Origin of the sequence: Paenalicyclobacillus cellulosilyticus (assembly GCF_014647315.1) — a bacterium.
GTDB classification, from domain to species: domain Bacteria; phylum Bacillota; class Bacilli; order Alicyclobacillales; family Alicyclobacillaceae; genus Alicyclobacillus_J; species Alicyclobacillus_J cellulosilyticus.
Genome location: NZ_BMOY01000052.1, coordinates 1 through 12,637, shown reverse-complemented (window position 1 = coordinate 12,637; position 12,637 = coordinate 1). Strand labels below are relative to the sequence as shown.

Here is a 12,637-nt window from a genome sequence, read left to right as displayed (position 1 = left end):
GCGGGGCAAAGTCAACGACGTCACAAACTAGACACAAACGGTGAAATTACACCACTTGACGGGACACTACCTTGGGAGAAAACGGCGCAGGGAAGAGCACATTGATGAGTATGTTGTGCGGTCTGTATCGGCCGGATGCAGGGGAAATCTTCGTGCATGGTGAACCGGTTCGCTTCAAATCGCCCTTGGACGCGCTGCGGCGGAGCATCGGTATGGTTCATCAATCCTTTCGTCTTGTTCCGACGTTCACACCCATCGAAAACGTCCTCTTGGGACATCCGAGTTCACCGTTTTGGCACAGCAGATCCTTGCGGCGTACAAAGAGGGAGGAGATTCAGGCGTTTGCGAATCGGTACGGGTTGGATTTGCCACCGGAAAAACCGATGTGGCAATTGTCGGTAGGCGAACAACAACGTGTCGAGATCATAAAAACGCTATACCGCGGCGCGGACATCATCATCCTGGACGAACCCACTTCTGTATTGTCTCCCGGTGAAGTGGACGTGTTGTTGGAAACGCTGCGTCGTATGGCTAACGGTGGTAAGACGGTGATCTTGACAACTCATAAACTCCGGGAGGTCATGGCGGTTGCAGATGATATTTCCGTGATGCGGAAGGGGCGCATGGTCAAGACCCTTCCTGCCCGTAAGGCGAATGAGCGCGAACTCGTGAATTTGATGGTCGGAAGGGAAGTGGTCGCCCATATCGCCAAAACAAGTGCACTTGCAAATGAGTGCATCGTGGAGGTTCATGATCTGTGGGCGCATGACGACAATGGTGTGCCAGCGCTGCGAGGCGTAAACCTCCGTGTGATGGCGGGAGAAATTGTGGGTTTGGCGGGGGTGGCTGGAAATGGGCAGAAGGAATTAGCTGAGGTTCTCACCGGTATGCGTTCTTGGACAGCAGGGAACATCCGGATGATGGGCAGGCGCATGCAACGAGCCTTGGCCCGGGACTTCATCGCGTTAGGGGTGTGCCACGTTCCGGAGAACAGGTTGCAGACAGGATTGGTCGGGACTCTGGGTCTGGTGGATAACCTGTTGTTGAAAAACTATCGTTCACCTGCACATAGCCGGTGGGGCGTGCTTCGAACACGTGAGAACCGAGCTTGGGCGAGCGGTTTGATTCGAAAGTACAATGTGAAAACACCCGCTCTGGACACGCCGGTGCGCCAATTGTCCGGGGGGAACCAGCAGAAGCTGCTCCTCGCAAGAGAGTTGGAGCAAAATCCGAAATTTATGGTTGCCGTGCATCCCACGCAAGGTCTTGATGTTGCAGCCACGGAAGAGGTCTATCAGATGCTTTTGTTGCTTCGTCAACAGGGATGCGGGATCTTGCTCATTTCCGAAGACCTGGACGAAGTGTTGCGATTATCCGATCGCGTTCTCGTCATGTTTGGCGGATCGATACAAGGCGAGTTTTCAGGGCATGAGGTCAATCGTGAACAAGTGGGTCGCCTGATGGTTGGAGCGCCAGCGGAAGGGGAAGCGACTGGATGAATGAGGAACTCATGCCAGTGCCGGGATCGGACGGGTCAGTGCAAGTTCGGAATGAATCACCGACAAGGCGATTCCCGGGTTATGTCCGTACTTTCATTTCTTCGGATCGAAATCTAACCGTGAAATGGGCCATCCCGTTTCTGTCGATTGCAGCGGCATTCGTGTTGTGTGGAGGTCTGATGTGGTTATGGGGGGCAAATCCGTTTCGTGTTTATGGACTGATGGTACAGCAATCATTCGGCTCGGTCTTTGCGATCAACCAAACGTTTCTGGAAGCCATTCCTTTGCTGTTATGTGGATTGGGCGTAGCATGGGCGTACCGGATCTCTGTTTGGAACATCGGTGCAGAAGGACAGTTCACGATGGGGGCCATTGCAGCGACTGGCATGACCATCTATTTCCCGCACCTGCCTTCTGTCGTCATGATCCCGAGCATGATGGTGGTCAGCGTTCTGGCTGGCGCGGGATGGGCATGTATCGCTGCCGTCTTAAAGGCATATCTCCAAGTGAACGAATTGATCACCACCCTGATGTTGAATTATGTCGCCGGCCTTTACATGGACTATTTGGTTTATGGTCCGTGGAAAGATCCAAAAGGTTTTAATTTTCCTGGAACAGCGATGTTCACGCCATCGGAACAGCTTCCAACTCTTTTCGGTACCCAAGTGCATATTGGCGCGGTGATAGCCCTCGTGGGAGTGGTGTTGTATGCATGGACTTTCGCGAAGACACGCTGGGGATACGAACTGCGCGTACTTGGATCGAATCCCACTGCTGCGAGGTATGCAGGGATCCCGGTCGTTCGGCAGATGGTGTGGGTGATGTTCATCAGCGGCGGGCTCGCAGGATTGGCCGGAATGTGTGAAGTCTCTGGAGTGACGCATCAACTTCAGCACGGCCTTTCGCCAGGTTACGGGTACACTGCCATCATCGTGGCGTGGTTGGCGAGGCTCCATCCGATAGGGTTGCTCGTGTCATCCGTCTTTTTTGGCGGTCTGTTGGTCGGGGGCTACAGCGTGCAAACCCTGGGCTTACCGTCTTCCATCTCCCTCATGCTGCAAGGGGCCATATTGTTTTTCGCTGTTGCAGGTGAATACGTTCAGCAATACGGGCGTTGGTCTTGGCGTGTTTCGTCGCAGCGCGGAGGTGTGTCGTGAATGAACGCCCTGTGGTCTGATGTGGGTCTTGTCGTCTCCGCTGGGACGACGTTGGTCTACGGCGCCCTCGGCGGCATCGTATCCGAACGAAGTGGCGTCATCAACTTGGGAGCGGAAGGCATCATGCTGATGGGCGCGGCATCCGCGTACCTAACAGACGTGCAAACAGGCAACGTGTGGCTCGCGTTGGCGGCTGCCTTGTTGTCGGGCATTTTGTTTGGCATGCTCCACGGGTTTCTCACCGTCACGTTGCGTGCCAACCAAATCCTGAGCGGGCTCGGTGTTTCACTTTTTGGAAACGGGTTGAGCGCATATGTCGGCAACAGTGTCGTCGGGGTTCCCCTGTCTGTGTCCGTGCCTTCCGTTTTTCATGTGAATCTCATGGTCTGGTTGAGCTGGGCAATGGCATTGATCCTTGTCATTTGGTTTTACCGCACGCGTTGGGGGATGGGGCTCAGGGCACTGGGGGATAGTCCTGCTGCCGCGGACGCAATGGGCTTACCCGTGTCTGCGTTGCGGTATGGCTACGTCATTTTGGGATGTGTGCTCATGGCGCTGGGCGGTGCCTACTTGTCGCTTGTCTACTCACCCCAATGGGTACAAGGTATGACGGCGGGGGTGGGATGGATCGCCATCGCGCTTGTGGTCTTTGCGCGCTGGCAGCCGCTGCGGGCAGTGTTTGGCGCCTATCTGTTCGGTGGGCTCAACGCCCTCAATTTTCGTCTCCAGCTCGCCGGAAGCCATGTTGCGTCCGAGTTTTTAAACATGATGCCGTATGTGCTCACCATCCTTGTGCTTATCGTGGTCCGGTGGATGAGCCGGGGCAAGCCGACCGGACAACCGTTGGCCCTCGGGACGCCCTATATTCGGGAGGAGCGGCAATGAAAGGAGGGAGTGCAGTGCGAACGGTACAGGAGTTAGAAACGCAACTGCGAACTGCACGGGGTTTGGAACCTGCTGATTTGGCACTCATAAATGTAAAATGGGTAAACGTTCACTCGGAAGAAATCCTCCCAGGTGCAGTTTATGTCAAGGCTGGCCGAATTGTAGCATTTCACCAGAACCATTGTTTAGAGTCTATCACGACTGTCGATTGCCAAGGGCGATACGTCGTTCCGGGTTTCATCGATGGTCATGTTCACATTGAACCCACCCTGCTGACGCCGCAAGCTTTGAGTGAAGTTATTGTTCCTCACGGTACTACGACACTCTTGGCCGACGGGATGGAAATCGCTAATGTAGCAGGCGTTCGAGGGCTAAGAGCATTGCTGGAACAAAGTATAGGCAAGGTGCCGTACAACTTATGGCTCCAAGTACCATCTCGTGTACCGACGGCCCCTGGTTTGGAGACAACCGGAGCAACTCTCGGTGTGACTGAAGTGCGTGAATTACTCACTGAGGATTATGCGGTAAGTTGCGGAGAGTTGGATCCATCGAAGGTTCTTCAAATACAAAGAGAGTATTTGGAGAAGGTTATGTTTGCGCAAGCGGTCGGAAAAATCGCAAACGGGCATGCGATTGGTCTAGACTGGACACAGATGAACGTGTACGCATGTGCTGGCCTTGCCGATGATCACGAATGTGTGACTTTTGAAGAGGCCGTGATGCGCGTGCGTCTGGGTATGTCTGTGTTGATTCGAGAAGGAAGCACTGAACGGAACCTCGATACCTTGATCGCTAGCATCGTATCAAGTTCATTGAACACGGAGCAGTTCGCATTTTGTACGGACGACAAGCATGCTAATGACATTATGCGAGAAGGCCATATCAATTACATGGTGAGACGTGCAATTGAATTAGGCATTCCTCCCATCAAAGCGATCAAAATGGCCACATTAAATACTGCACGACATTTTCGAATCGATCATGAGGTGGGCTCGCTCACTCCGGGCAGAAGGGCGGATATTGTCATACTGGAAGACCTGTGCAGTATACAACCATATGAAGTTTATGTTCGTGGTCGATTGGTGGCGAAAGAAGGGAGATTGACAATTCCGGTATCCTTGGTCCAGTATCCCGAGTACTTGCGTCGTACTGTGCGGTTGAACCCGCAGTTCTCGTCGGAATCACTGCGGGTATCGGCTTCAGGCACAACACAGCTCGTACGTGTCATTAATGTTCGACCGGACCAAATCACGAACGTTGGAACCGTCGAAAAACTCAGTGTTGTCAATGGTGAGGTGCAGAACGATGTCAACAGAGACATCCTTAAATTAGCAGTCATTGAACGGTATGGGAAAAGTGGGGGAGTTGGTGTTGGTTTTGTACATGGTTTTGGCCTGAAAACGGGCGCTCTTGGCAGTAGTGTCGCTCACGATCACCACAATATCGTCGTGGTTGGTGTGAATGATGCCGACATGGCGCTGGCTGCAAGGGTTATCGAGCAGTACCAAGGAGCGCTGGTCGCTGTGAGCGATGGGAAGGTACGTGGGGTATTGCCCCTTCCTGTAGCAGGGCTGATGAGTGATAAGCCAGCCAGAGAGGTCATCAAATCGCTAGAGGATCTTAACAGAGTGGCCGCACAGATGGGGTGTATGCTACCCGCACCTTTCATGACCCTTTCCTTCATTTCCTTACCCACTGTTCCTGAACTCGGGATGACAGATCAGGGACTGATTGATGTGAAGGCTCACCGCATCATTTCGGTTTTGGTGAATAGATAGTCGAGTCATAAGCCGAACGCTCGTGCGGATCCGGAAGACGGTACTTGGAAACGTCCTGGGGTGATGGACTTGCGAATTCTCATCAAGGATGCCGAGATCGTCACAATGAATGAGCGCAACGACGTGATCTACGGCGACATTCTGGTGGAGAACGACCGTATCGTGGCCGTTGGCACGGTGGAACAAGGCCATGTAGACAAAGTGATCCCAGCACGGGGAAAAACGGTCATCCCAGGATTCGTTCAGACGCATATCCACTTGTGCCAGACGCTGTTTCGCGGTCAAGCGGACGATCTGGAACTCTTGGATTGGTTGAAAACCAAGATCTGGCCATTGGAAGCGTGTCATGACGCCGAGTCCATCTATTACTCAGCCCTGCTTGGGATCGGAGAACTGATTCAGAGTGGGACCACCACGATCATCGACATGGAGACTGTTCATCATACCGATTCTGCCTTCCAGGCGATGGCCGAATCTGGTATCCGCGCTTTGTCCGGGAAGGTCATGATGGACGACGGCGAGGACGTCCCCCCTGGACTCAAGGAGACAACAGAGGAATCCATTCGTGAGAGCGTGGATTTATTGGAAAAGTGGAATCTAGCGGCCAACGGGCGAATCCGGTACGCCTTTTGTCCTCGCTTTGTCCTCTCTTGCACGGAAGACCTGCTCGTCCAAGTGCGTGACCTTTCCGAGAAGTACAACGTACACGTGCACACGCATGCGTCCGAGAATCGTAAGGAAATCACGTTGGTCGAACAGTCCCGCGGCATGCGGAACGTCGTTTATCTCGATCGCATCGGTTTGACCAATCCTCGGCTGATTTTGGCCCACTGTGTGTGGTTGGACGAAGAGGAAATGAGGATCGTCCGCGACAAAGGGGTGAAGGTGGCACACTGCCCCGGCTCCAATCTCAAGCTTGCGTCAGGGATCGCCCCCGTGCCGCAAATGATGTCGACCGCGTGTCACGTGGGGCTAGGTGCCGACGGGGCACCGTGCAACAACAACTTGGATATATTTCATGAGATGCGGCTGGCTGCGCTCATCCACAAAGTGGATCACGGTCCCACGGCGATGAATGCCGCCTCGGTGCTGCGCATGGCGACGATAGGCGGCGCCGAGGTGGCGGGTCTCGCCCATGAAATCGGCAGCATAGAAGTGGGGAAGAAAGCTGACATATGCATATTGGATCTCAACGATTTCCACACATATCCTTCCGTGGGTGTCGATCCGATTTCACGCGTGGTCTATTCCGCTACGAGGTCCGACGTCGTGACCACCATCATCGACGGCCGGATCGTCATGGAGGATAGGGAGTTGAAAACCATAGATAAGGAAACGGTTCTGAGGGAAGCGAACCGCAGCTTGCGCCGCGTGTTGGAGAGGGTTATTGGCTAGTGCGTATATTCTATCCCGCTGAATGGAGTAGAAGAAAGGGGAAGATAAATTTGGCAAATATCTTAGTTGTTTATTACAGTCTTTTTGGTCACATTTATGAAATGGCCAAAGCTGCAGTGGAAGGTGCAAGACAAATTGGGACTACGACAGTAAAGTTGAGTAGGATTCCGGATTTTAAGGAATATGAAATTCCTCCGCAATTGCTCTCCAGCAAACAAAACGCTGGGACGCACTGTACAGTCGACCCGTTTAAGACAGGAGAACGATTGGAGAAATATGAACGCAATGTAGCTCTCCAAAACTCGGTTCCTATCGCTTCATTGGATGACTTGCGTTGGGCGGATGGTGTCATATGGGGTTTTCCTGGTTATTATGGGATGATGCCATCACAAGTGAAGTTGTTTCTCGATATGGCCGGTGAAGCATGTCGTGAAGGGTGGCTGGAAGGGAAACCTGCTGGCGTGTTGACGAGTGCCGGATCGATTCATGCTGGCCATGAAACGACCATTTTAACATCCATCGTGCCGCTGCTGCACTTTGGGATGATATTCGTAGGGAGCCCGTACACGGAGAATCCAGAATATCTTACAGACGAAGCCTTAGGTGGGACGCCTTATGGCCCGTCCACTTTGGCGGGGCCGGATAGCTCAAGAATACCTGACCCGCGTGAATTGTTGATGGCTGCACGTTTGGGCAGGAGAGTGGCATTGGTAGCTGAGGCGTTGCAGACAAACTTTATGTATTGAATCATTACACTATGTGCGGATGGTGAGACATATTGCGTAATAAGGTTTATCACATGGAGCACAATTTATAAACAAGCAATTCGTTGATGATATATATTGTTACATAAATGTAGCCTGTAATACGATAGTAATTGAAATTCGAAGCAGTGCATTTGAGTCCGATAGGATGTGAGGATGTGAGCGTCATGGATGGATTGATTCGTGTACTGGATCTTGAGAAATATGTTTTTGGTCAGACAAAAGAAAGAATAGAGTTTGCTGGTGATTTGGTGAGCGGGCTCCAGCAGACAGGTTTTGTCATCTTGGAGGGCCATGGGATAGAACGAGAGTTGATATTACGAAATTATTCTGCATGGAAAAAGGTCTTTAGTCTGAATACGAGTGTGAAAGAGAAGTATGGAGGAGTGGTTGGAGGGCAACGTGGATATACGGGGTTTGGCAAAGAACATGCGAAAGGAAGATCTATGGCTGATTTGAAGGAATTTTGGCAGATCGGACATGAATTTGAGACTGGTCATCCCATGGAATTGGAGTATCCTCGTAACGTTTGGCCTCAAGAAGTCCCTGAACTGCGTTCTTGTTGTTTGACACTCTTTCACTCGCTCGAACGGGTTGCCTTTTTGCTTCTGGAGGCATTCGCTCTACATTTCGACCTGCGCCTTGACTTCTTTCATGACATGATACGAGATGGGAGCACGATCCTACGAGCTATACATTATCCTCCCGTGCCACAAGATACGCTAGGTATTGTCCGCGCTGCTGAACACGCGGACATCAGTTTGATGACCTTGCTCGTCGAGGCAACAGATACCGGCTTGGAAATTTTGACTCGTGATGGGCATTGGATACCTATTCATACTGCCCCGGGACAAATTGTGGTTAACACGGGTTTAATGATGGCCAGACTCACCAACGACTTCATTCCAGCGACTGTGCATAGGGTGCTGAATCATCATTCGAACACAAGCTCACGATATGCACTGCCTTTCTTCGTGCAGCCTCGCCATGATGTTATCTTGCGAACTGTTCCATTGTTTATGAGAGATGGCACAGTAAAGTATCCTCCGATCACTGTGAGAAGATTTCTGGAACACGAATTGTCACATATTGGATTGTTGAAATCTACAAAATAAAAAGATATGGTTACCGTACCCTAGAGGATGAATTTATTGATCTGTTATAAATAATTATTTATTTATTTTGTTAATTAAATTGTGCTGCCAAAGGATCGAACATTGTGGCACATGACAGGGGTAGGCGATGCGAGATGAGTGGAGTTGTGGGTGTTCGCAATTCTAATGCAGGGCGAGTTACGCTCAAGACTAGGTCTCCAAACAATTTGTGGACGCTCCCGGTAGTCACCTTTGTGGGATTTGTTATCTGTTGGCAATTGGCCAGCCTTTTATTTCGTATCCCACGGTACGTAGTGCCTAGTCCTTGGGACATCGTAACAAGTGCAGTGTCTAATGGGCATGACATCCTTCAGGCAGCGTGGTTCACGTTCCTTGAATTTTTTAGCGGATATATTCTCAGCATCATCATTGGAATTAGTGTAGCAATGGTGATGGCTCAATCCAGGTTGATAGAGGCAATCCTCTATCCGTATGCCGTGTTCATTCAGACAGTTCCCATCGTGTGTATAGCGCCCATGATTATTGTTTGGTTTGGAACGGGCGAAGTTTCAATTGCTGTCATCTCTTTTATTTGCTCTGTGTTTCCTGTTATTGCAAATAGTACTACTGGGCTTGTATCCACCGATCCTAATTTGTTAGATCTGATGCGGTTGTACGGGGTCAGTAGATGGACATCCCTTGTGAAATTGAAGCTGCCATATGCCTTTCCCTATATCGCTACTGGCGCGAAAATCGCCAGTGGGGCAGCTGTCATAGGGACAATTATTGGTCAATATCAGGCGGGCGTTGCGGGGGGAGAGGGGGGGCTAGGATATCTGATCGCGACAGCGGCCAGTCAATTACAGATGGATTATTTATTCGTAGCCGCCGTTGTGTCGTGTTTGATGGGGTTGTTCATCTTTTATGGCGTCACAGGATTGACTAATGTACTGCTCCGAGATTGGCATGCGGTAACCCACGTGGATACCTAAAACATCTAGAAAGGGGATCAACCATGAGAAAGAGTGTGTCTTGGCATTTTGGACTTGCAATGAGTTTGACTCTTGCGCTTAATGCAATTGGGTATGTAGCTTATCCAAAAGACGCAACCTCCGTTCTTGCGAATGTCACGTTGGTAACGAGCTGGTATGCCAATCCGGAGTTCGGTGGCGAGTACGAAGCTCTGAGAACAGGCATGTTTAAGAAGGCTGGTCTTGAAGTTCGTATCCGTCAAGGAGGCCCGACAGTTTCGACGGTAACCATGGTAGCTTCTGGACGGGCCCAATTTGGTATCGATACGGCTGACAATTTGCTGGAAGCCCGGGGAAATGGAATCCCCTTGGTCGCGGTTGCAGCCATCTTTCAGACAAGTCCACTGGCATTGATGTATCACAGCAGCCATCCATTGAAGTCCTTCTCAGACTTGAACGGACGAACGGTTATCGTCTCGCCTGCTCAAGCTTACTGGTTATATATTGAAAAGAAATATAATATACACGCTCATGTGTTGAATGAGACTGCTCCTTTGAGTGCGGTGTTTTTGAATGATCCGACTGCTGTTCAAGTCTGCTTTGCAACAAATGAACCGTACTATGCGAAGAAAAAGGGGTATGATGTAGGGTACAAACTTGTTGCTGATGCAGGTTTTAACCCCTATCCAGACGTGATTTATACAACCGAGTCTTTCCTGAGGTCCCATCCAGACGTAGTTAAAAAATTTGTTCACGTCTCATTGCAGGCTTGGTCCAAATATTTGGCATCACCCGTTAAGACGAATCAGTATATGCAAAAACTGAACCCTAACATGGATATGGGGGGTGCTATGTACGAGTTGATGACTGAGAAGCCCCTGGCCTTTGGTGGGGACGCCAAAACTCATGGTATTGGTTATATGTCAAAATCGCGATGGGCTATATTATACAGGCAAATGATGGGGGTTGGAGCAATCAAACACCCGTTTAACGTTAATGATGCATTTACAACTCGGTTTATTGAATGACTCGGTACTTATACGACGTATACCAGATGGGGGAGTGTAGTAGTGAAGAAGGTGTATTTGAACCACGACGGCGGCGTAGATGATCTGGTTGGACTGCTATTGCTTTTGAAAATGCAAGATATAGAGCTAATCGGTGTTGGGGTCACACCCGCGGACTGCTATTTGCAGCCCGCGGTCGACGCGACAAGAAAAATTTTGCACATATTTGGTGCAACTGGGTGTGAGGTTGCTGCGTCGTGTGCGAGGGGCAAAAATCCATTTCCTAAGTCATGGAGGCAACATGCTTTCTATGTGGATGCTTTGCCGATATTGAACGAGCGCGCTGAAGTTCACACTCCCATCGCGTCTGTTCCCGCTCATGAGCATCTAGCTCACATGCTGCGTCAGTCTGATGGTAAAGTGACGGTTGTGTTTACTGGGCCTCTTACTGATCTGGCCGCGGCGTTGACGATCGATCCCGATCTGGCGGAATGCATCGAAGAGTTGGTGTGGATGGGGGGATGCCTAGACGGTGATGGTAACGTTCATGAACCAGGTTTTGATGGCACGGCAGAATGGAATGCGTTCTGGGACCCAGATGCCGTATCACGCGTTTGGCAAAGCGACATACCAATTGTGATGTTTCCTCTCGAAGCAACCCGGAATGTACCCGTGACTCGTTCCATCCTTCGCTCCTGGGCTCAGTTACGATCGTGCTCAAGAGAAATGGAGTTTGTTGGCCAATGCTACGCGATATGTGCACCATTCTGCGAATTCGGACCCGATACGGTTTATTATTTCTGGGACGTTCTCACCGTCGCGTACGTTGGGCGTCCCTCATTGGTTGAATTAACCCCGGTTCAATGCATTGTCCACACGGACGGGCCTAGTGAAGGACGAATTGCTGAGAGTACGTACGGGAAAATGGTGCAGGTGGCGAAGGCAGTGCGGGCGGATAAGTTCTATCAGTACATTACAGGGGTATTGACAAGTCATATCAATGTCTAAAAGGTGGATGGCATTGGCTTGGAAGGTGTGTCCTGGGGTGTTATTGCTGCCTCGAGACGTCCGTGAATTGAGGCGATTGCGTGTCCGAAAATTGACGGCTACAATGACCGTAACTCTAGGAAAGGAAAAGGGCAGCTCCCAATTGCCGGTGCTCGTCCACAGCGCCGAAGAGGTGTCCCCTCACGAAGCATGATTAGTGTATCACGTTTCGAGCTGGTTGAGACAAGAACCGGCGCAGCCTGGTGTGCCGCGCATCAGGTCAAGGAACACCAACTGTGGTATTGGGTCGGCAAGTTCAAGTCGGAAACCGACCGCAACGACCATCCACCACGATTTGTGACTCCACGCATTGAAGACCCCGTTGACGTGGCGGACAAGCCACTTTCCGTCCGTGTAGGCCTGGCCATTATCGAGGTTACGCCGGGTTACGACGCTGAACTCCTGCGCGATGTGGTACGCGCCCTGGCATCGCTATGCTGAGCATGGGGAGCGGGCTGTGAGCGGGCTGTGAGACATCCATGTCGGACTTCGACGCCACGGGAGTATGAAAATGAGGAGATATTGCGATACGATCGCGTCAGCAGCCGCCAGAGCTCGTTTGACGGTGGTGCATAAAGCCCGATTGTGAGACGGAGCCGGCGACCTCGAGAACCACGGTTTGTCGCTCCTCTATGGGATGCACGCACAGTAGAATTCAAATCTTCGGTCGCCAAGCGGTTGCGAATGCCCGCTCAATGGAGGTGCCCGTGGGATGGAAGTCGTGCATGAACGTTGCTGTGGGCTGGATGTTGTTACAGCCAACGTATAATGGCCATAAGTTGACGGCGTTTGTTGTCCGGGAACTGACGGATTCGGTGGCCATAGTGGATAAGCGGGGCAACTCATCCGAGCTGCCCCGCTGCCACTGAAGTTTACAACTGAAGTCTACAGATAAATCTTGGCATCGTAGATCCCAGCTGTTCTTAACGTGAGCACCGTTGATTTGCCGTCTGTCGCCCCGGGAAAGACGGTAGTGTCCCGTCAAGTGGTGTAATTTCACCGTTTGTGTCTAGTTTGTGACGTCGTTGACTTTGCCCCGC

11 protein-coding genes are annotated in these 12,637 nt (G+C 51.2%); all 11 read left to right on the top strand.

Features of this window, described 5'->3' with window-relative positions:
* Window positions 1-71 precede the first annotated feature (71 nt).
* Window positions 72-1,499, top strand: a complete 1,428-nt coding sequence (locus IEX97_RS11980) for an ABC transporter ATP-binding protein (RefSeq protein WP_188883301.1) — start codon at window positions 72-74, stop codon at window positions 1,497-1,499.
* Window positions 1,496-2,656: an ABC transporter permease gene (locus IEX97_RS11975; RefSeq protein WP_229776875.1), complete on the top strand. Its 1,161-nt coding sequence runs from the start codon at window positions 1,496-1,498 to the stop codon at window positions 2,654-2,656. The genes IEX97_RS11980 and IEX97_RS11975 overlap by 4 nt, the downstream gene beginning before the upstream one ends.
* On the top strand, window positions 2,657-3,541 hold the full coding sequence (locus tag IEX97_RS11970) for an ABC transporter permease (RefSeq protein ID WP_188883299.1): 885 nt from the start codon (window positions 2,657-2,659) through the stop codon (window positions 3,539-3,541).
* Window positions 3,542-3,555: 14 nt separating this feature from the next.
* A complete protein-coding gene (gene ade, locus IEX97_RS11965) occupies window positions 3,556-5,319 on the top strand; it encodes an adenine deaminase (RefSeq protein WP_229776874.1) in 1,764 nt (587 codons plus the stop codon).
* 69 nt (window positions 5,320-5,388) lie between these two features.
* Window positions 5,389-6,714 (top strand): 5'-deoxyadenosine deaminase, encoded by a 1,326-nt coding sequence (locus IEX97_RS11960; RefSeq protein ID WP_268238345.1) that lies wholly within the window; start codon window positions 5,389-5,391, stop codon window positions 6,712-6,714.
* A 50-nt stretch (window positions 6,715-6,764) separates the two neighbouring features.
* Window positions 6,765-7,460 (top strand): NAD(P)H:quinone oxidoreductase type IV, encoded by a 696-nt coding sequence (wrbA, locus tag IEX97_RS11955; RefSeq protein WP_188883295.1) that lies wholly within the window; start codon window positions 6,765-6,767, stop codon window positions 7,458-7,460.
* Between the two features lie 185 nt (window positions 7,461-7,645).
* Window positions 7,646-8,593 (top strand): isopenicillin N synthase family dioxygenase, encoded by a 948-nt coding sequence (locus IEX97_RS11950; protein WP_188883293.1) that lies wholly within the window; start codon window positions 7,646-7,648, stop codon window positions 8,591-8,593.
* Between the two features lie 233 nt (window positions 8,594-8,826).
* Entirely contained in the window at window positions 8,827-9,564 is a 738-nt protein-coding gene (locus IEX97_RS11945; RefSeq protein ID WP_188883291.1) for an ABC transporter permease, read from the top strand.
* Between the two features lie 23 nt (window positions 9,565-9,587).
* Window positions 9,588-10,571 (top strand): ABC transporter substrate-binding protein, encoded by a 984-nt coding sequence (locus tag IEX97_RS11940; protein ID WP_188883290.1) that lies wholly within the window; start codon window positions 9,588-9,590, stop codon window positions 10,569-10,571.
* Window positions 10,572-10,613: 42 nt separating this feature from the next.
* The gene (locus IEX97_RS11935) at window positions 10,614-11,558 is read left to right on the top strand and encodes a nucleoside hydrolase (protein WP_188883289.1); all 945 of its coding nucleotides are present in this window, start codon (window positions 10,614-10,616) and stop codon (window positions 11,556-11,558) included.
* 189 nt (window positions 11,559-11,747) lie between these two features.
* Window positions 11,748-12,038 carry an IS66 family insertion sequence element accessory protein TnpA gene (gene tnpA, locus IEX97_RS11930; protein ID WP_229776873.1) on the top strand — a complete coding sequence of 97 codons (291 nt, stop codon included), beginning with the start codon at window positions 11,748-11,750 and terminating at the stop codon, window positions 12,036-12,038.
* Window positions 12,039-12,637: the final 599 nt, after the last annotated feature.